The sequence below is a fragment of the Achromobacter aegrifaciens genome (genome assembly GCF_902859965.1).
Classification (GTDB): domain Bacteria; phylum Pseudomonadota; class Gammaproteobacteria; order Burkholderiales; family Burkholderiaceae_B; genus Achromobacter; species Achromobacter aegrifaciens.
Map to the genome: position 1 here is coordinate 1,938,646 of NZ_CADIKO010000001.1, position 19,081 is coordinate 1,957,726.

At 64.8% G+C, this 19,081-nt stretch carries 20 protein-coding genes; 7 read left to right on the forward strand and 13 right to left on the reverse strand.

Annotated features, from left to right (window positions below; translation table 11 throughout):
* Positions 1-17: 17 nt before the first annotated feature.
* The 3 genes from HV793_RS09025 (at position 18) to HV793_RS09035 (ending at position 1,817) form a co-directional block, all read left to right on the forward strand.
* Complete coding sequence (locus HV793_RS09025) at positions 18-722, forward strand: Crp/Fnr family transcriptional regulator (protein ID WP_054456926.1); 705 nt, start codon at positions 18-20, stop codon at positions 720-722.
* Positions 723-786: 64 nt separating this feature from the next.
* On the forward strand, positions 787-1,248 hold the full coding sequence (locus tag HV793_RS09030; protein WP_054456924.1) for a MarR family winged helix-turn-helix transcriptional regulator: 462 nt from the start codon (positions 787-789) through the stop codon (positions 1,246-1,248).
* Between the two features lie 143 nt (positions 1,249-1,391).
* On the forward strand, positions 1,392-1,817 hold the full coding sequence (locus HV793_RS09035; RefSeq protein ID WP_175162424.1) for an organic hydroperoxide resistance protein: 426 nt from the start codon (positions 1,392-1,394) through the stop codon (positions 1,815-1,817).
* Positions 1,818-2,720: 903 nt separating this feature from the next.
* On the opposite strand, the gene HV793_RS09040 is transcribed toward HV793_RS09035, so the two are convergent.
* From HV793_RS09040 to HV793_RS09070, 7 genes are all read right to left on the reverse strand, one after another.
* A complete protein-coding gene (locus tag HV793_RS09040) occupies positions 2,721-3,443 on the reverse strand; it encodes an ABC transporter ATP-binding protein (protein ID WP_013396767.1) in 723 nt (240 codons plus the stop codon).
* Between the two features lie 18 nt (positions 3,444-3,461).
* Positions 3,462-5,384: a branched-chain amino acid ABC transporter ATP-binding protein/permease gene (locus HV793_RS09045; protein ID WP_175213021.1), complete on the reverse strand. Its 1,923-nt coding sequence runs from the start codon at positions 5,382-5,384 to the stop codon at positions 3,462-3,464.
* A gap of 3 nt (positions 5,385-5,387) precedes the next feature.
* On the reverse strand, positions 5,388-6,260 hold the full coding sequence (locus tag HV793_RS09050) for a branched-chain amino acid ABC transporter permease (protein WP_054456919.1): 873 nt from the start codon (positions 6,258-6,260) through the stop codon (positions 5,388-5,390).
* A 143-nt stretch (positions 6,261-6,403) separates the two neighbouring features.
* Positions 6,404-7,567 carry an ABC transporter substrate-binding protein gene (locus HV793_RS09055; protein WP_054456918.1) on the reverse strand — a complete coding sequence of 388 codons (1,164 nt, stop codon included), beginning with the start codon at positions 7,565-7,567 and terminating at the stop codon, positions 6,404-6,406.
* Between the two features lie 330 nt (positions 7,568-7,897).
* On the reverse strand, positions 7,898-8,839 hold the full coding sequence (locus HV793_RS09060) for a LysR substrate-binding domain-containing protein (protein WP_054456916.1): 942 nt from the start codon (positions 8,837-8,839) through the stop codon (positions 7,898-7,900).
* 52 nt (positions 8,840-8,891) lie between these two features.
* Positions 8,892-9,203: an antibiotic biosynthesis monooxygenase gene (locus HV793_RS09065; protein ID WP_054456914.1), complete on the reverse strand. Its 312-nt coding sequence runs from the start codon at positions 9,201-9,203 to the stop codon at positions 8,892-8,894.
* Between the two features lie 102 nt (positions 9,204-9,305).
* Positions 9,306-9,938 carry a LysE/ArgO family amino acid transporter gene (locus HV793_RS09070; RefSeq protein ID WP_054457287.1) on the reverse strand — a complete coding sequence of 211 codons (633 nt, stop codon included), beginning with the start codon at positions 9,936-9,938 and terminating at the stop codon, positions 9,306-9,308.
* A gap of 145 nt (positions 9,939-10,083) precedes the next feature.
* On the opposite strand from HV793_RS09070, the gene HV793_RS09075 reads away from it, so the two are divergent.
* On the forward strand, positions 10,084-10,983 hold the full coding sequence (locus tag HV793_RS09075) for a LysR family transcriptional regulator ArgP (RefSeq protein WP_054456912.1): 900 nt from the start codon (positions 10,084-10,086) through the stop codon (positions 10,981-10,983).
* Positions 10,984-11,002: 19 nt separating this feature from the next.
* Entirely contained in the window at positions 11,003-11,503 is a 501-nt protein-coding gene (locus HV793_RS09080; protein WP_119450180.1) for a copper chaperone PCu(A)C, read from the forward strand.
* A 233-nt stretch (positions 11,504-11,736) separates the two neighbouring features.
* Here HV793_RS09080 and gdhA read toward each other — a convergent pair whose 3' ends face one another.
* Both gdhA and HV793_RS09090 read right to left on the reverse strand, forming a co-directional pair.
* On the reverse strand, positions 11,737-13,083 hold the full coding sequence (gene gdhA / locus HV793_RS09085; protein WP_054456908.1) for an NADP-specific glutamate dehydrogenase: 1,347 nt from the start codon (positions 13,081-13,083) through the stop codon (positions 11,737-11,739).
* 429 nt (positions 13,084-13,512) lie between these two features.
* Positions 13,513-14,124, reverse strand: coding sequence for a LysE family translocator (locus tag HV793_RS09090; RefSeq protein ID WP_175213022.1), 612 nt, complete (start codon positions 14,122-14,124; stop codon positions 13,513-13,515).
* A gap of 110 nt (positions 14,125-14,234) precedes the next feature.
* On the opposite strand from HV793_RS09090, the gene HV793_RS09095 reads away from it, so the two are divergent.
* On the forward strand, positions 14,235-15,149 hold the full coding sequence (locus HV793_RS09095; protein WP_175213023.1) for a LysR substrate-binding domain-containing protein: 915 nt from the start codon (positions 14,235-14,237) through the stop codon (positions 15,147-15,149).
* Here HV793_RS09095 and HV793_RS09100 read toward each other — a convergent pair.
* On the reverse strand, positions 15,131-15,919 hold the full coding sequence (locus tag HV793_RS09100; RefSeq protein ID WP_054456902.1) for an exodeoxyribonuclease III: 789 nt from the start codon (positions 15,917-15,919) through the stop codon (positions 15,131-15,133). The genes HV793_RS09095 and HV793_RS09100 overlap by 19 nt on opposite strands.
* A 132-nt stretch (positions 15,920-16,051) precedes the next feature.
* Between HV793_RS09100 and pyrE the strand changes: the two genes are divergently transcribed.
* Entirely contained in the window at positions 16,052-16,735 is a 684-nt protein-coding gene (pyrE, locus tag HV793_RS09105; RefSeq protein ID WP_054456901.1) for an orotate phosphoribosyltransferase, read from the forward strand.
* A 48-nt stretch (positions 16,736-16,783) separates the two neighbouring features.
* On the opposite strand, the gene HV793_RS09110 is transcribed toward pyrE, so the two are convergent.
* The 3 genes from HV793_RS09110 to gatB form a co-directional block, all read right to left on the reverse strand.
* Positions 16,784-17,251, reverse strand: coding sequence for a type II toxin-antitoxin system VapC family toxin (locus tag HV793_RS09110; protein ID WP_175213024.1), 468 nt, complete (start codon positions 17,249-17,251; stop codon positions 16,784-16,786).
* Positions 17,248-17,493 (reverse strand): type II toxin-antitoxin system Phd/YefM family antitoxin, encoded by a 246-nt coding sequence (locus HV793_RS09115; RefSeq protein ID WP_175213025.1) that lies wholly within the window; start codon positions 17,491-17,493, stop codon positions 17,248-17,250. The genes HV793_RS09110 and HV793_RS09115 overlap by 4 nt, the downstream gene beginning before the upstream one ends.
* A gap of 128 nt (positions 17,494-17,621) precedes the next feature.
* Positions 17,622-19,079 carry an Asp-tRNA(Asn)/Glu-tRNA(Gln) amidotransferase subunit GatB gene (gatB, locus tag HV793_RS09120; protein ID WP_175213026.1) on the reverse strand — a complete coding sequence of 486 codons (1,458 nt, stop codon included), beginning with the start codon at positions 19,077-19,079 and terminating at the stop codon, positions 17,622-17,624.
* Between the last annotated feature and the right edge of the window lie 2 nt (positions 19,080-19,081).

The following is a 19,081-nucleotide window of genomic DNA, read 5'->3' on the forward strand; positions in this document are numbered from 1 at the left end:
CTTTTAGGGTATTCCCGATGCAGCTATCCGACTCCCTGCAACTCGCCGCCGCCTGGTTTCGTGTGCTCAGCCGCGATCAGCAAGAGCGCGTCGAGAGGGACCTTACCGTGCAGCAGGTGGTTGCCGGGTCGATCATAGAGCGCAAAGGTGAACTCGCCCAGGCTTGGATAGGGGTGCTGGCGGGGCTGGTGAAGGTTTCGGTGGGTAACGCCGAAGGCAAGGTGGCGTCGCTGACCGGCGTGCCTGCCGGCGGCTGGATCGGCGAGGGCTCGCTGCTCAAGCGCGAGATCCGCAAGTACGACATCGTTGCTCTGCGGGATTCGGTGGTCGCGCGCCTGCCGGCCGCTACCTTCGATTGGCTGCTGGATAACAGCATCCCGTTCAACCGCTATCTGCTCCACCAATTGAACGAGCGCGTGGCGCAGTTCATCGGCAAGGCGGAGTACGACCGTTTGCTGGATCCGGATGCGCGCGTGGCCCGCTGCCTGGCCGAACTCTTCAACCCTTTGCTGTATCCCGGCATGGGCATGCGCCTGGCGATTACCCAGGAAGAAGTCGGCTATCTGGCCCGGGTGTCGCGCCAGCGCGCCAACCAGGCGCTGCGCAAGCTGGAAGAGGCGGGCTTGCTGAATGTGGAATACGGCGCGGTCAGGGTGCTGGACCTGGACGGCTTGAAACAATACGGGTCGGACCGCGCCGCGGCCGAGGGCGAGCCGGCCTAGGCGCTGGCCGCTCTTGTCCAAAATAGTTGTTGACGATAGATCGCGCGCTATTTAATATTGCGCAATGAAATCCAGATCCAAAGCCAAGGCCGCATTCAACCCGCTGCTGCTGGACAGCCAGCTGTGCTTCGCCCTGTACTCGACCTCGCTGGCGATGAACAAGGTGTACCGCAAGCTGCTGCGCGGTCTGGACCTGACCTATCCGCAGTACCTGGTGATGCTGGTGCTGTGGGAAGGCGACGAGATTACAGTGACGGATATCGGCGAGCGCCTGTTCCTGGATTCGGCCACGCTGACGCCGCTGCTGAAGCGCCTGGAAGCGGCAGGCCTGGTAACGCGCAAGCGCGCCGTGGAAGACGAGCGCCAGGTGATCGTCGGACTGACCCGCCAGGGCCGCGAACTGCGCGCGCAAGCCGAGGCCGTGCCGCACTCGATCGCGGGCGCCGCGCAGTGTTCGCTGGAAGAGGCGCAAGGTATGATGAAAACGCTGCATGCGCTGCGGGAGAAGCTCAGCGCAAGTCTTTGAAGCGGCGGGCCAGGCCCGCTATTGTTAGATCAAATAAATAGTGCGCTATTTAATATTGCACTATTTAAATAGTAAGGGTCGCGGCGGGATGTTCCCGCCAGGCCTGGCAGTCCAACCTCCACTTCCCTACAAGGAAACGCATCATGTCTATCGAAAAAGTGCTGTACCGCGCCCATGCGCACGTCACCGGCGGCCGTGAAGGCACGGGCGCCACGGACGACGGCAACCTGAACGTCAAGCTGACCACGCCGAAGGAACTGGGCGGCGCGGGCGCGGCCGGCACCAATCCGGAACAACTGTTCGCCGTGGGCTACTCGGCCTGCTTCATGGGCGCCATGAAATTCGTCGCCGGCCGCGACAAGATCGCCATGCCGGCGAATGCGACGATCGACGGTGCTGTCGGCATCGGTCCTATTCCTACGGGGTTCGGGATTGAAGTCGAATTGAAGATTTCGTTGCCGGGGATGGAGCGGGCTGAGGCGGAGAAGCTGGTCGCTGCGGCGCATATCGTTTGCCCTTACTCGAATGCTACGCGGGGCAATATTGATGTGACGTTGACGATTGTTTGATCGTTGATGGGGTGTTGATGTTCTGTTGGCGGGCGGCCTTGTTCTTAGGCCGCCCGTCGTCGCGTGCGGCGTGGCGGCTCGCGCCCACGATTGCGGTCCGGAGCGTTCGCTCCGGACTGCCCCTTCGTCATCCTCGTCCTCGCCTTCGGCGACTCCTTCGGATTCCCTCGGGCGCATCGAGGTTGCGAGCCGCCACGCCGCACGCGACGACGGGCTACTGTCGTCTTGGGTTGCTGCGCTGTTAGATCTGTGGTCAGTATCGAGTCTTGTGCTGCCCGTCGTTTATGGCCGCGCGGGCGGCCATAAACGACATACGTGATTTTTGAAATTTCGATAGTGCTCGCTGTCGCGAATGTGAACTGTTGCTTTCTGATGGCATCACCGTCCAGGGGGTGGGGCGGTGATGGGCGGCGCGCGATGGGCAGTGGCTTGCGTATGCAGAGTGTCTCGCGCGCTGCCCATCCGGCACCGGAGTTGAAATGCAGATGCTGAGCTTGGCTTAGTTGAGCAGAGCAGAGCAGACGTGATGCCGCCCGCAACCACTGCGCGCAGCGCCATCACGTGACGCAAGACACCGCGTAAGCCCCAAAAGGCCGCCCGCGCGGCCGGCCTGGGGCGGGCCCCGCAAGACCCGCCACCACACCCCGATGCGGAAAAAAACGCCAAGCACACCACCCGCCCCAGCGCCCGTGAAGATTCAAACAGCACAGCCTGCCGCGTCGGGGACTCGCGCTGCGCGGGGCGTCGATAAGCCCGAGGGAATCGGAAGGCAGCCGCCGTAGGCGGCAACGACGATGACGAAGGGGAAGCCCGGAGCGAAGGCTCCGGGCCGCAATCGTTGCCCCGCGCAGCGCGATTCGCCGACGTGGCAGGCGTCAAAAGAACGCCAACAACGCCATCCCTCTAATGCGACCCACCCAAGTAAGCCGCCACAACAGCCGGATCATGCTTCAACTTATCCGCACTCCCATGCACCGAGATCCGCCCGTTCTCCAACACATACCCATAATCCGCCACATTCAATGCAGCAGCAGCAAACTGCTCCACCAGCAGCATCGTCACCCCTTCATCCTTGAGCCGCGCAATGATCCGGAACACTTCTTCCACCAGGATCGGCGCCAGCCCCATTGAAGGCTCGTCCAGCAACACCAGTTCCGGATTCAGCATCACCGCTCTAGCCATGGCCAGCATCTGCTGTTCGCCGCCCGACAAGGTGCCGGCCAGCTGATCGCGCCGTTCCTTCAGGCGCGGAAACAGATCCATGGCCCGGCCCAGGTCGGACTGCACGTCGCCCTTGGGACGGCTGCCTGTCAGGCGCGGGAAAGCGCCCAGCAGCAGGTTGTCGGTGACCGACAGCGTTGGAAATACTCGCCGGCCCTCGGGCGAATGCGCCAGGCCTAGCCGCGCGATGCGGTGAGACTCCAGGCCGTCGATGCGCTTGCCGCTCAGCGTGACCTCGCCCGCGGTGGGGCGGATCATGCCGGACAGCGCCCGCATCGTGGTGGTCTTGCCGGCGCCGTTGGAGCCGATCAGCGTCACCACCTTGGCCTTAGGCACTTCCATGCTGATGCCGTGCAGCACCTTCACCTTGCCGTAGCCCGCTTCCAGATTCTTGATCGATAGCATCTTGTTGTCCCCTTGGCGTCAGGCGGGCGCGCCGCCCAGATACGCCTCGATGACCTTGGCGTTGCTTTGCACTTCGTTGGGCAGGCCCTCGGCGATCTTCTGGCCGAAGTCCAGCACCGACACGGTGTCGCACACCCCCATCACCACGTCCATGTGGTGTTCGATGAGGATCAGCGTGATGCCGTGGTCGCGCACCTTGCGGATGATGGCCAGCAGTTCGACGATGTCGGGCGCGGTCAGGCCGGCCGCGGGTTCGTCCAGCAGCAGGAGTTGCGGATCCAGGGCCAGCGCGCGGGCGATTTCCAGCAGGCGTTGCTTGCCGTAGGGCAGGTTGCGCGCTTCCTCGCTGGCCAGGGATTCCAGGCCCACGAATTCCAGCAGCGCCATGGCGCGGGCGCGGGCGCCCTGTTCCTCGCCTTTCCACTTGGACGTGCGCAGCGCGATGCCGGCCAGCCCAGTGGTGAAGGTGTGGTGCAGGCCGACCAGCACGTTTTCCAGCGCGGTCATTTCGCCGAAGAGCTGCACGTTCTGGAAGGTGCGCGCAATGCCGGTTTCAGCGATGTCGGCCGGCGTCATGCCGACCAGCGACTTGCCCGAGAATTCCACGGCGCCGGAAGTCGGCACGTAGATGCCCGTCAGCACGTTCATCATGGTGCTCTTGCCGGAGCCGTTGGGACCGATCAGGCCATGGATGGTGCCGCGCTTGACGGTCAGGTCGACCTGGTTCAGCGCCTTCAGGCCGCCGAACTGCATCAGCACGCCCTTGGCTGCCAGCAGCGTGTCGCCCTTGCCCCTGGCCGCATCGGGCACGGCGTCCTGGGCTTTCACCAAGTCCGACTTGACCGAGAGCGCGGCGCGGCGATTGGAGAAGAACAGGTTGCGCACGAAGCCCACGATGCCGTCGGGCAGGTAGTACACGACGAACAGGATCATGGCGCCGAAGATCGTCAGGCGCCAGTCGGTGACCGCTTCCAGCCAGTACGAGAACACCGCCAGCAGGATGGTGCCGACGACCGGCACGACGACGCGGCGCGGTTCGGTGCGGCCCTTGGATATTGCGATGGCGCTGCCGACGGTGACCAGGATGGCCACGGCCAGCGCGATCAGCCTGAAGGTCGAGATGTCATCCAGCATCTTGGGCAGCAGCACGATGATGGACGCGCCCAGCAGCGCGCCCGTGCGGCTCTTGCGCCCGCCCATGATGATGGCCAGCAGGAACAGGATGGTCAGTTCGAAGTTGTAGGTGTTGGGCGAGATGTACTGTTCGGAATACGAGTACAGCGCGCCGGCCAGGCCGGCGAAGCCGGCGCTGATGACGAAGGCGAACACCTTGTGCCGGTAGACCGACACGCCCATGCAGTCGGACGCGATGGGGCTGTCCCGCAGGGCCTCGAACGAGCGGCCCAGGTGCGACTTCAGGATGCGGTGCACCACGATCAGCGACAGCACCAGCAGCGCCGCGACCAGCCAGAAGTACTCGCTCTTGGTCAGCACATGTCCGGCGATGGCGGGCTTGGAGATCTTGATGCCCAGGGGGCCTTCGGTGAGGAAGGTCATTTCGTTGATCAGGATCTGGATGATGGTGCCAAACGCCAGCGTCACCATGGCCAGGTACGGCCCCGTGACGCGCAGCGCCGGCAGCGCCAGCACCGCGCCGAAGGCGGCCGCGATCAGGATGGCCGCGGGCAGGATCACCCAGATGGGCATCTGCAGATGGAAGAACAGCACGCCCGCCACATACGAGCCGATGCCGAACAGGCCGGCGTGGCCCAGCGACACCTGGCCGGTATAGCCCACCACGATATCGAGCCCGAACAGCAGGATCGAATAGATCATGATGGTTTCGATGAGGTGCAGGTAGTACGTGTTGGTCACGCCCAGCGGCACGGCGGCCAGGCAGGCCACGGCCACGATGGATAGCAAAAGGTGCAAGGGTTTCATCGCTTACACCTTCTTGATCGCGGTCTTGCCGAACAGGCCGGCGGGCTTGAAGGTCAGTACGAGCAGCAGCAACACCAATCCCGGCACGTCTTTGTACCCCGTCGAAAGATAGAAACCGGTGGTCGTTTCGGCGATCCCCAGGATCAGCCCGCCCACCACCACGCCCATGCCGCTGGACAGGCCGCCGATGATGGCGACCGCGAAGGCTTTGAGGCCCAGCACCGCGCCCATGGTGGCGCCGGTCAGGGTCAGGGGCGCGACCAGCACGCCCGCGAACGCGGCAGTCAGCGAGGACAGCGCGTAGGAAAACGTGATCACCATGCCCGTGTTGATTCCCATCAGGCCAGCGGCGTCGCGGTCGTTGGACGTGGCGACGAAGGCCTTGCCGTAGATGGATTTGCGGTTGAAGACTTCCACCAGCAGCATCATCGCCAGGGCGCCGAACACCACCAGCAGCTCCATGGGCAGCACGTTGGCGCCCAGCACCTGGATGGGCGCTTCCGGCAGCGGCGAGGGGAAGCGCAGGTCGTCGCGGCCCCAGATGTTCTCGGCGACGTTCTTGAAGATGATGCCCAGCGCGATGGTGGCCATGATCCAGCCGAACTCCGAGCGGGTCTTGATGGCGGGCCTGACGCCCACGCGCTCGACCAGCGCGCCTTGCGCGAATCCGAAGATGCAGACGATGGGTATCATCACCCAGTAGTTCACGCCCAGGCCGACCAGTGTCAGGCCGACCAGCGCGCCCAGCATCAGGGCTTCGCCCTGGCCGAAGTTCAGGGTGCCCGACGTGGCGAACGTGAGCTGGTATCCGAACGCGATGACGGCATAGATCATGCCCAGCGCGATACCGCTATAGATGAGCTGTAGAAGAATCATGGTGTGTGTCGTGTAGCGCTGTGGTTCCGTCCCAACCCCCTTGGGCAGAACGCGGTTTTCAGGCGGCGGCAAGCCCGCGCCCTGGGCGACAGGGCGCGGCTGGCGGCGGCCGGGCAGCCGCCGCCGGGATGCGCTGCGGGACCTTAGTTGGCCTTGACGACGCGGCCGCCCTTGACCTCGCCGATGACCACTTCCTTGACGGTGATCGCGTCGTGGTTGTCTGCGCTGAAGGGCTTGTTGTAGGTCATGACCACGCCCTCGACGGGCGTCTGCAGGTTTTCGAGGGCCTCGCGGACCTTCGGGCCGTCGGTGGAGTTGGCCTGCTTGAAGGCCGCGGCCAGCAGATAGATGGAGTCATAGCCCTGGGCGGCCGACACCGGGGAATCGATGCGGTTGTTCTTAGGCTTGAACTTGGCCAGGTAGGCGTCGATGAAGGCCTTGCGCTTGGGCGTGTCCGGGTCCTGGATGAAGGTCTGCGGCATGCGCGCGCCTTCGCCGTTGGCGCCGGAGTTGTCGATGTAGTTGGCCATGGACAGGGTCCAGCTGCCGATGATCGGCACCTTCCAGCCCAGCTTGGTCATGCCGTTGGCGACCTGGGCCAGTTCGGGGCCGATGCCGTAGGTCAGCACGGCTTCGGCGCCGGCGGCCTTGGCCTTCAGCAGCTGGGCCGTCATGTCGACGTCCTTGATGTTGAACTTCTCCACGGCCACGGGCTTGATGCCCTTGGCGTCCAGGGCCTTTTCCAGGTCCTCGCGGCCGAGCTGGCCGTAGTTGGTGGAGTCGGCCAGGATCGCGACCTTCTTGAAGCCGCGGCGGGTCACCGCCTCTTCGACGATCATCGGGGCCTGGATGCTGTCATGCGCCGCGTTGCGGAACACGTAGTTGTTCGGGTATTCCGGCGCCTTGAACTGGTGCGTGATCACGCTGCCCGTGGCCACGTTGTTGAACACGGGGATCTTGGCGTCCTGGTAGAAGCGCTGGGAGGCCAGGGCCACGCCCGTGTTGATGTAGCCGACGGTGGCGGCGACCTGTTCCTTGTTGATCAGCTCTTGGGCGATCTGTACGCCGCGCTCGTTCTTGGCTTCGTCGTCGCGTTCGACGGCGACCAGCTGGCGTCCCATGACGCCGCCGTTCTTGTTGATTTCTTCAATGGCCAGGCGCACGCCGTCGCGCATGCTGACGCCCATGGAGGACGAGCCGCCGGTGTAGGGGCCGGCCACGCCGATCTTGATGGGGTCGGCGGCGTGGGACGCGGCCGTTGCGGCAAGTGCAAGGGTTCCTGCTAGCAGCTTCAAACGAAAATCCATTGATGTCTCCGTTGTAATTGGTAGAACTGCGTGGAAAACCGTGTGCCGGCGCCAGACGGCGAAAATCGTTGCTGCGGCGCTCTCCTGTGTGGCGTGTCGTGACTGTCTGCCTAATCACTTACGCGAAACTGACCCGGCGGGGTTTTTCCGCGTAAATACCTAGTACGGACGCACGAGGGTTCCTGTCATGCGCCATGGCGCTGCCTGCTGTGGGGAAGGGAATGGAAGGCGGCGTGCCGTGGCGGGCATGGGCGGGACATTGCATTGGCGGCATCCTAGCCAGCGCGGCGGCGGGCTGCGCGGAATTTCATTCCGCCCCGGCCTGGAAATTTATTCCTTACCGGCCCGCAGGCCTTGCGGCCATTGAGAAACCTGTTTGCACACGTCATCCAGCCATAGGGAAAACGCTTGGACCGCTCTGCCCGGCGGGCGCGAGGTTTCGGTGCACAGGTAATACTGGCATTCGCCGGGAATTTCGATGTCCAGGACGCGCACCAGCTTGCCCTCGTCCAGCCATTCCGCCGCCAGCGCGCGCCGCGTGAGCGCCAGGCCCTGGCCGGCGCGCGCGGCTGCCAACATGATGCCCAGGTCCACCAGCCACACCCCGCGCGCGGGCTCGGGCCAGTCCAGCCCGGCGGCGGCCAGCCAGGGCCGCCACGGTTCCATCGGGCAGCGCAGCAGTTGCGCCCGGGCCAGGTCGGCGGGCCGCTCGAAGGGGCCGTGCCGGTCGCGGTATTCGGGCGCGCAGACCGCGAACACCGGATCCGCCGTCAACTGGTGCGCGTTCAGGCCGGGATATTTTCCGCTGCCGAAGCGCACCCAGACGTCGGCATTGGGCGGCATGATGTCCAGGTAGGGGATGGACAGCATGATTTCCAGCTCCACCTCGGGATGCGCGGCGGTGAAGCCGGGCAGGGCGGGGATCAGCACCTGGCGGGCGAACGTGGGGGTGGAGACGACGCGCAGCGGTTCGAGCTTGGGTTCGCCGCGCTTGTGCAGGGAGGCGTCGGACAGCAGGTCCAGCGCGGTGCGGACCTGGTCCAGGTACTCGCGTCCGGCCGAGCTCAGCGTGGCGCCGCGGCTGCTGCGGATGAAGAGTGTGACGTCCAGCATGGCCTCGAGCGCGGCGATGCGCTTGCCGATGGCGCTGGCAGTGACGAAGAGTTCCTCGCTGGCGCGTTCGAAGGAGCCCAGGCGGGCGGCTGCCTCGAAGGCCTGGATGGCTGCCAGGGGGGGCAGGCGCACATCTTTGGAAGGGCTGGGACCGCGCATGATCGTCTGGCGGGCCGGTGTTGCGCCCGACGAAAGATTGGCTACCGGGCGATTATAAGGACGGCGGCGCCAGCCCTGCGCCGTAGCGCCGGAGCACCTGGGAGATTTCCACGCGATAGCCGTCCAGCCAGCGCGCTTGTGCGGCCTTGGCCTGCTGGTGCGCAGGGTGGCGGATGAGTTGTTCCAACGCTTCCAGCGATTCCCAGTAGTAGACGTTGGAGATCAGGCCGCGCGCGGTGTCTGCCCAGCTCTCTTCGCCCAGATAGCCCGGAATGGCGCGCGCGGCAGCGGCGATGGCTTGATCCAGGCGGTGGAAATCATCGTCGAACTGCTTGGTGGCGAAGATGAAGGTGGAGCTGTACATGTGGGACTCCGGACGCGGCGGGTGCGGCAAGCAGGAAAACCGGCCGCCGGGAGGTCCGGGCGGCCGATCGGGGGAACTGCTGGAAGCGTAGCTTAAACGCGTCTACACGCCCTTCAGCGCCAGGCTGACCGCCAGCGCGGCCATGACCACGGCGATGATGCCGTCCAGCACGCGCCAGGCCGACGCGCTGGCGAAGAACGGGGCGAACAGGCGGGAGCCGATGCCGAGCACGGCGAGCCACAGCAGGCTGGCGGTGAAGGCGCCGGCGGCGAATGCCATGCGCGCTTCCTCGAAGCCGTGCGCCAGCGAGCCGACCACCACCATGTCGAGCCAGAAATGCGGATTCAGCAACGAAAAGCCCAGCGCGCCCAGCATGGCGGCGCGGCGCGATGGCACCACGTCGCGGGCGGCGGCCAGGCCGCCGGTGGCGGTCCAGGCGCGGCGCGCCGATTGCAATGCGTACCAGGACAGGAAGGCCACGCCGAACCACAGCACGGCGGTTGTCAGCCAGGGGAACCAGGCGGTGAGCGCCTGCAGGCCGGACACGCTGGCGAAGATGAAGACGGCGTCTATCAGCGCGCAGATGGCGACCACGCTCAAGAGGTGGGCGCGCATCAGCCCCTGTCGCAAGATGAACGCGCTTTGCGCGCCCACGACCGCGAAGAGGCCCAGCCCGGTGGCCGTACCGCTGGCCCAGGCAGTGAAGAAGAGGGGGGATGACAACGTGGCGAACATGACCTGCACCTGTGCTGCTACGCCTGTGGCGGCGTTTGGATGACAACGCGGGGCGCTATGGCGCTCCGGTAATAAGGCATTTTCGCTTGCAGTGAATATGAAATAAAGCTAATTTTCCTTCACTATCTTAAGTAAAACTAATCTCATGAAAATCGATCACGGCAACCTGCGCGCCCTGGCCGCGGTAGTGCGGGAAGGCAGTTTCGAGCGGGCGGCGCTGTCGCTCAGCGTCACGCCATCCGCGGTGTCGCAGCGGATCAAGGCGCTGGAGGACCGCATGGGCCGCCTGCTGGTCCAGCGCACCGTGCCGGCGGTGGCGACGGCGGACGGCCAGGTGCTGGTGCGGCTGGCCGAGCAGACGGCGCTGCTGGAGCATGACGCGCTCGACCGCCTGGGCGTGGCGGACGACGATGTGCCGTATGCCAGCATCCCGGTCGCGGTCAATCATGACAGCCTGGAGACCTGGTTCGTCGACGCTGCCGTAGAGTTTTCGGCGCGCACGCGCGCCACGCTGGACATGCAGTCCGAAGATCAGGACCACACCGCGGCGCTGCTGCGCAACGGTTCGGTGCTGGGCGCGGTGACCGCCCTGGCCGAGCCGGTCCAGGGCTGCCGCATCCATGCGCTGGGCAGCATGCGCTACGTGGCCACCTGCACGCCGGAATTCCACAAGCGCTATTTTTCGCAGGGCGTCAACGCCCAGACGCTGGCGCAGGCGCCGGTGCTGGTGTTCAACCGCAAGGACGCGCTGCAGGCGCGCTTCGCGCACAAGATCGCCGATCCTGCGCCCTGGCAGCCGCCGGTCTGGTGGGTGCCTTCTACCCGCGCGTTCGTCCAGGCCACGCTGGGCGGCCTGGGCTGGACCATGAATCCGCTGCCCTTGGTGCAGGAACACCTTGATGCAGGTCAGCTGATGCTGCTTCGAGGCCGCGCCTGGGAGGATGTGCCGCTGTATTGGCAGCATTGGCGGGTAAACTCCGAAGCGATGGAAGCCCTGACGGATTCGGTCCTGTCAGCTGCCCGCAGCCTGGTCAGGCGGCGTTAACCCACTAGGAGAACAACCCATGAACATCCGCAAGTTCGCTGTCATCGCCGCACTGGGCCTGTGCACGGCCGGCTCGGCCTGGGCGAAGGACTACAAGGTTGGCCAGATCGAGGTCGACGACCTCTGGGTGCGCGCATCGGCGCCCGGCCAGTCCAATGGCGCGGGGTATATGGACATCGACAACGACGCCAAGGCTGCTGACCGCCTGCTGTCGGTGTCGTCCGACGCGGCGGAACGCGTCGAACTGCACACGGTGCAAACCGAGAACGGCGTCTCGAAGATGCGTCAGGTGGAAGGCGGCATCGCGTTGCCGGCGGACACCGAGGTCAAGCTCAGCCCGGGCGGCTACCACGTCATGTTCATCAAGCTGAAGGCCCCGTTCGCCGAAGGCGGCACGGTCCCGGCCACGCTGAAGTTCGAAAAAGCCGGCGAAGTCGCCGTGCAATTCAAGGTCAAGCCGGCCTCGCACAACCCCGGCATGAACCACGGCAGCATGAACCACGGCACGATGAAGCATTAAGCGCCAGGCGCTGCACGCGCCTGACGGCGCGGGTGTAGTCGCATGAAAGACTAAGCCGGCCCAGGGGCCGGCTCGGGCAGATCCTCGCTATTGGGGCAGGTCCGTCGTCAGACCAGAGGCAGACCCGCCCGCATCAAGCCGGTCTCCCCCAATCGGGGCCGCGCGGAGCCGGGCTCCGCCGGTCCGCAGCGGCGCCCCCCTGGGGGGGAAGCGCGCAGCGCTTCGGGGGGGGATTAATACAAGCCTTGCTGACGCATCGCGTCAGCCACCTTCACGAAGCCGGCAATGTTGGCGCCATCCAGATAGTTCACGTATTCGCGCTCGCTATGGCCGTGGCGCACGCAGTTCTCGTGGATGTCGCGCATGATGGCGTGCAGGCGCGCGTCGACTTCCTCACGCGTCCAGGACAGGCGGGCCGAATTCTGGGCCATTTCCAGGCCGGACACGGCCACGCCGCCGGCGTTGCTGGCCTTGCCCGGGGCGTACAGCACGCGGGCGGCGATGAAGGCCTTGGCGGCTTCCAGCGTGGCCGGCATGTTGGCGCCTTCGGCGACGCACAGCACGCCGTTCTTGATCAGCGTTTGCGCATCGGCCAATTCCAGTTCGTTCTGGGTGGCGCAGGGCAGGGCCACGTCCACCGGCACGTGCCACGGACGCTTGCCGGACTCATAGGTCAGGCCGAATTGGCGGGCATAGGTGTCCAGGCGGCCGCGCAAGTCGTTCTTGATGTGCATCAGCGCCACCAGCTTCTCGTGCGTGAAGCCGGCTTCGTCCACCACGGTGCCGTTGGAGTCGGAAACGGTCACGACCTTGGCGCCGAGCGCCATGGCTTTTTCGATTGCGTACTGGGCGACGTTGCCCGAGCCCGACACGGACACGCGCAGGCCGTCGAAGGACTTGCCCACGCGCTTGAGCATTTCTTCAGCGAAGTACACGGTGCCGTAGCCGGTGGCTTCGGGGCGGATCAGGCTGCCGCCGAAGGTCAGGCCCTTGCCGGTGAACACGCTGGCGGTGGAGTTGGACAGCTTTTTCATCATGCCGGCCATGAAGCCGACTTCGCGCGCGCCCACGCCGATGTCGCCGGCCGGCACGTCAGTGTCCGGACCCAGGTGGCGGTACAGCTCGATCATCAGAGCCTGGCAGAAGCGCATGACTTCGGCGTCGGACTTGCCCTTGGGATCGAAGTCGGAGCCGCCCTTGCCGCCGCCCATGGGCAGCGTGGTGAGCGAGTTCTTCAGGGTCTGCTCGAAGGCCAGGAACTTCAGGATGGACAGGTTCACCGAGGGGTGAAAGCGCATGCCGCCCTTGAAGGGGCCGATGGCCGAGCTGTGCTGGATGCGGAAAGCGCGGTTGACCTGGGCCTGGCCGCGGTCATCGGTCCAGCACACGCGGAACTGGATCACGCGTTCCGGTTCCACCAGACGCTCGAGTACGGCATGCTCGGCGTAGTGGGGGTGCTTCTCGATGAAAGGCCAGAGACTCAGCATCACCTCCTGGACGGCTTGCATGAACTCAGGCTGCTGCGGGTCGCGCGCGGCGACGCCACGCAGGAAGTCGTCCAGACTCTGCACTTTCAACATGATCTCCTTGGGGGTGCTTCGAATAGGTGCGGACTGCGCCGGATTGGGGCGCGAAAATTCTTTTTGGTGCACGGCTGCACCTGTATGGTGCGGGAATTGTAGGGGCAAAATGTTGCCCTGCGCAAAGCCGAAAAATAGTGCCATCACCTTGATATCAAAGCACTTTTTCTTTTATTTTAATAGGGACGTATTGATGGCTGGATTTGGGTGAATGACGCGTTCATGAGGGGGATTTGAGCAGAAATGCTTGAATTCCCTAGGGAAATAAATATGTCCCCGTTTATTTTCACCAAGAAGTATTGCGCCCTTGCGACTTCCGCAGAGGAAAGGAACGCTGGTCTGAGGCATGTTTGGGCTGGCACGAAGGGTGTTGCCTGCTTAATGCGTCCCCGTTATTTATTTGAGCGAAATCATTCCCCGGGGGCAGGATTACAACTGCGCGGCAGCCAGCCCCGCGCCCAAGGCCATCAAGACCGCTCCCACCACCCGATCGGCCGCAAGCTGATGATCCAGCAGCATCCGCCGCAGGAAAGGCGAGGACACCGACCACGCCACCACGCCGAACCAGATCCAGTGCGCCAGCGACATGAACAGGCCATAGCCGAACTGCCACGACAACGGCGTGCCGGGCGACACGACCTGGGTATAGGTGCTGACCACGAACAGCGTGGTCTTGGGATTGAGCGCGTTGGTCAGAAAGCCGCTGTATAGCGCCTGCCAACCCGAGATCGGCGGGCGGGCCGACAAGTCGCGGCTGACCTGGGTGCGGTTGAAGAAAGTCTTCCAGCCCATGTAGACCAGGTAGCAGGCGCCCGCGAGTTTGATGCCCTGCAGCACGGGCTGCGCGTAATGGGCCAGCAGGCTGACACCGAACATCGTATAGAACACGTGCACCTGCACGCCCAGCGCGATGCCCAGCGCGCAGATCAGGCCGGTGCGGCGGCCGAACAGATAACTGTTGCGCGTGACCATGGCGAAGTCCGGCCCGGGGCTGATGACGGCAAGAATGGTGATGAGGGCGACGGCGATCAGTTCGGTCATGGCAATAGGGCGGCAGGTTGCGAAATGGAGCCGGCATTGTGGGACGCTGGCGCGCGCCGGAAAAACGATTTCTAATGCCGCTTATCCGTGAGAAAAAATCACCTTTCGCCATGAAACTGCCACCGCTCAATACGTTGCGGGTGTTCGATGCCGCGGCCCGTCATCAGGCTTTCGGCAAGGCGGCCGAAGCGTTGCACGTGACGCATGGCGCCGTCAGCCGGCAGATCCGGCTGCTCGAGGATGCGCTGGGCGTGGCGCTGTTCGAGCGCCGCAATCGAGCTGTTTTCCTGACCGATGCCGGCAGGCAGCTGTTCGAGGTGACGAGCGCGCTGTTCGAGCAGCTGACAACTGGCCTGGCCAAGCTGCGCCAGCCGGCGGCGGACGCGCCGCTGGTGCTGTCCTGCGAGCCCACCATCGCCATGATGTGGTTGATCCCGCGGCTGCCGGACTTCCAGCACGCCCATCCCGGCGTGCAGGTGCATCTGTACGCTGCGGGCGGACCGGTCGATTTCGGCGCCCAGGGTGTGGACGTAGCCCTGCGCCGCAATGACTTCGATTGGGACCCGGCCCTGTATGCCGAGCATGTCTGCGAGGAGTGGACGGGACCGGTGTGCCGGCCGGGATTGGCCGGCGCCGCGGACGCGGATCCGGCTGAAGCGGATTGGGGCGGGGCGCCAGCGCTCAGCAGCGCGACGCGTCCGCTAGCCTGGCGGCAATGGTCGCGGGCAGCGGGCATGAAACCCCCGCGCCGGACCGGGCCGGCCTACGAGCATTTCTATCTGAGTTTGCAGGCCGCCGCCGCCGGTTTGGGGGTGGCGATAGGTTCGGCGCTGATGGCGTGCGACGCCTTGCGCGACCGCCGGCTGCAGGCGCCTTGCGGCTTTGCCCGTGACGGTTCGGCCTATGTACTGCTGTCGCCGCGGTCTTGTTCAGAAGATCCGCGGGCGGCAGCGTTTCTGGAATGGTTGCGCCGGGAAGCCGCCGCAACGCTAGGGGAAGCGGCGGGTCAGAGCGTGGCGTCGTAGTCGATCGTCAGGGGAGCGTGGTCCGAGAAACGCTCGTCCTTGTAGATGGCCACATTGCGGGCGCGGGCGGCGATGCCCGGCGTGGCGATCTGGTAGTCGATGCGCCACCCCACGTTCTTGGCCCAGGCCTGGCCGCGGTTGCTCCACCAGGTGTATTGGTCCGGGCGGTCATCGATGGTGCGGAACACGTCGACGAAGCCGCGCTTGTCGAACACGTCGGTCAGCCAGGCGCGCTCTTCGGGCAGGAAGCCCGAGTTCTTCATGTTGCCCTTCCAGTTCTTCAGGTCGATTTCCTTGTGCGCGATGTTCCAGTCGCCGCAGATGATGAACTCGCGGCCCGTGGTTTTGTGTTCGTGCATCAGGGCGTCGATCCAGGGGCCGAAGCGGTCCAGGAAGCGGTACTTGGCCTGCTGGCGCTCGTCGCCGCTGGAGCCCGAGGGCAGGTAGGCGCTGATGACCGACAGGTTCTTCCAGTCAGCGCGGATGATGCGGCCTTCGGGATCGAATTCCTCGCATTCCAGGCCGGCGTTCACCCGCTCGGCCGCGTCGCGCAGATAGATGCCCACGCCGCTATAGCCCTTCTTCACGGCATGGTGGAAGTGGCCGGTATAGCCGGGCGGGTGGCGCAGGTCGTCGGTCAGGTCTTCGTCGGATATCTTGATTTCCTGAAGGCACAGCACGTCGGCGGCGTGCTTTTCCATCCAGGGTTGCAGGCCCTTGCGGAAGGCGGACCGGATACCGTTGAGATTGATCGACGTGATGCGCAGCAAAGCGAAACTCCTGTTGAGCGGCCGCCAGGGCCGGGGCAATGGCAGCAATTTAACCGACTCCGCGCCGCCGCCCGGGAATAGCCCCGACAGCGGATAAAATGCTGGCGTTTGCCATCTACCGGACCTTTACGCATGCCCGCCGCCCAATCTTCCGCCACCGCCCTGGATTTCGTCCGCTTCGCCCTGAACGAGGGCGTGCTGCGTTTCGGCAGCTTCAAGGTCAAATCGGGTCGGATCAGTCCCTATTTCTTCAATGCGGGCCTGTTCAATAGCGGACGCTCGGTCGGCAAGCTGGCGCAGTTCTACGCCCAGGCGCTGCTGGATTCGGGCGTGGAATTCGACATGCTGTTCGGTCCGGCCTACAAGGGCATCCCGCTGTCCACGGCTACCGCCGTGGCGCTGGCCGGCCACCCGGACATGAAGGGCGGCGACGTGCCTTTCGCGTACAACCGCAAGGAAGCCAAGGACCACGGCGAGGGCGGCACCCTGGTCGGCGCGCCGCTCAAGGGCAAAGTCGTCATCATTGACGACGTGATCACCGCGGGCACCTCGGTGCGCGAATCGGTCGAGATCATCCGCGCGGCCGGTGCCGAGCCTGCCGCCGTGCTGATCGCCATGGACCGCATGGAACGCGCGGGTCCGGACGACGCGCTGTCGGCGCATTCTGCCGTGCAGGACGTGGCCAAGACTTACGGCATGCCGGTGGTGTCGATTGCGTCGCTGGCGGACATTCTGGCCTTGCTGCAGGATGATGCGTCGTTCGCCGAACACCGTGAGGCGGTGTTGGCTTATCGGACGAAGTACGGGGTGAAGTAAACCTCGTCCTTGGCGAGTAGAAAGGGGCGGCCAGGTGCTGCCCTTTTTTTAACCGTAGCTTGCCGCTGGCTCGGCGACGCCGTGGGGTTGGCCAAAGACGGCAACACCGCTCGCCCGGGCGGCATCCGCCAGCTTGCGATCAAAGGTGGCCAGATAGCCGTTGGTTCTTTGGGCCAGTTCGAGATAGCTGGCATCGTAGACGGTCAAGCCGTGCGTTCGAGCCAGCAGATAGCTGCGGGCCACGCTGGAAGATGGGGCGGCCGGATCCGGAATTATGGGCAGGCGTTCGAGTAGCTGTCTGAACGAGAACAGCTGACCCGCCGACGCCCGTTGGCTACGTTCGGCGCGCAACATGCCGTTCGCGACCTCCGTGTGCCAGATGAGGGGCACCGTGTTTTCAGATTCGTGGGCCGTTTCCAGCAGATGCCGGGCCATCAGCGCTTCGTGGGCGTCCGCGCGGTCGACCAGCCACGCCAGCGCAAGCGAGGCGTCCGGTATCAAGTGGATCGGATTCATTCCCGGCCCTCTTCGACCCAGGAACGGATGACTTCGTGGGGGACGGCCGGTGCTGGCTTGAAGCTTTTCATTGCCTCAAGCGCATCATGGGCATCCAGCGACGTGCTGGGTAGGACCGGGGTCAACCTGGCGCAGAACACGCCGTCCAGTGAAATGATGAAATGCTGGCCTTCGCGGACCGCCTGCAGGTGGTCGGAAAAGCAGTGCAGTAGTTCGCTGGTGCTGATTTCCAGGTAGTTCATGTCCAAGCCTCCGGGCAAAAGTCGACCAGATCATTCTTGGATAAACGAAGGGCCACGGCAATATGCCGCGGCCCTTCGTTTCGTCTGATACGTCAGGAATGCGCCCGTTGCCGGGGCGTCCTGCGCGGTCAGCTATCCAGCTTCTGCTTCAACAGATCATTCACCTGCTGCGGATTCGCCTTGCCGCGGGCGGCCTTCATGATCTGGCCCACCAGCGAATTGAACGCCTTCTGCTTGCCGGCCCGGTACTCTTCCACGATGGCCGGGTTGGCGGCCAGCACCTCGTCGATCATGGCGCCGATGGCGCCGGTGTCGCTGATCTGCTTGAGCCCGCGCGCCTCGATGATGGCGTCAGGCTGACCGCCGTTCTCGCCGGCCCACATGGCGCCGAAGACTTCGCGGGCGATCTTGTTGGAGATGGTGCCGTCGATGATGCGGCCGATCAGGGCGGCCAGCGCCGGCGCCTGGACCGGAGAGTCGGCGATGCTCTTTTCGTCCTTGTTCAGGGCGGCGGAGACTTCGCCCATGACCCAGTTGGCGGCCAGCTTGGCCTGGCCGGCCGGCAGCGCGTTCGCCACCGCCAGGAAGTAGGCGGCCAGGTCGCGGCTGACGGTCAGCTGGGCGGCGTCGTAGGCGGGCAGGCCGTACTCGGATTCGAAACGGGCGCGCTGGGCGGCCGGCAGTTCGGGCATGGCGGCGCGGACCTCGTCGACCCAGGCGCTGGAGATCACCAGCGTGGGCAGGTCGGGGTCGGGGAAGTAGCGGTAGTCGTGCGCGTCTTCCTTGCTGCGCATGCTGCGCGTTTCGTCGCGGTCGGCATCGTACAGACGGGTTTCCTGGACCACCGTGCCGCCATCCTCGATCAGCTCGATCTGGCGCCGCGCTTCATAGACGATGGCGCGTTCCAGGAAGCGGAACGAGTTGACGTTCTTGATCTCGGTGCGGGTGCCGAATTCCTTCTGGCCCACGGGACGCACGGACACGTTGGCGTCGCAGCGGAACGAACCTTCCTGCATGTTGCCGTCGCAAATGCCCAGCCACACGACCAGGCTGTGCAGGGCGCGGGCGTAGGCCACGGCCTCGGCGGCCGAGCGCATTTCGGGTTCCGTCACGATTTCCAGGAGCGGCGTGCCGGCGCGGTTCAGGTCGATGCCGCTGCCGGGGGCGCCGTTGGCCAGGCTGAAGTCGTCGTGCAGGGACTTGCCCGCGTCTTCTTCCAAGTGGGCGCGCGTCAGATTGACGGTTTTCTCTTCCTCGCCGACGAAGAAGGACAGCGAGCCGCCCACCACCACCGGCAGCTCGTATTGGCTGATCTGGTAGCCCTTGGGCAGGTCGGGGTAGAAGTAGTTCTTGCGCGCGAACACCGAGCGCGGCGCGATGGTGGCGCCCACGGCCAGACCGAAGCGGATGGCGCGTTCGGCGGCGCCGCGGTTCATGACCGGCAGGCTGCCCGGCAGCGCCAGGTCGACCACGTTGGCGTGGGTGTTGGGCGCGGCGCCGAATTCGGTGCTGCTACCCGAAAAAATCTTGGAGTCCGTGGAAAGCTGGGTGTGCGTTTCCAGGCCGATGACGATTTCCCAGTTCATGT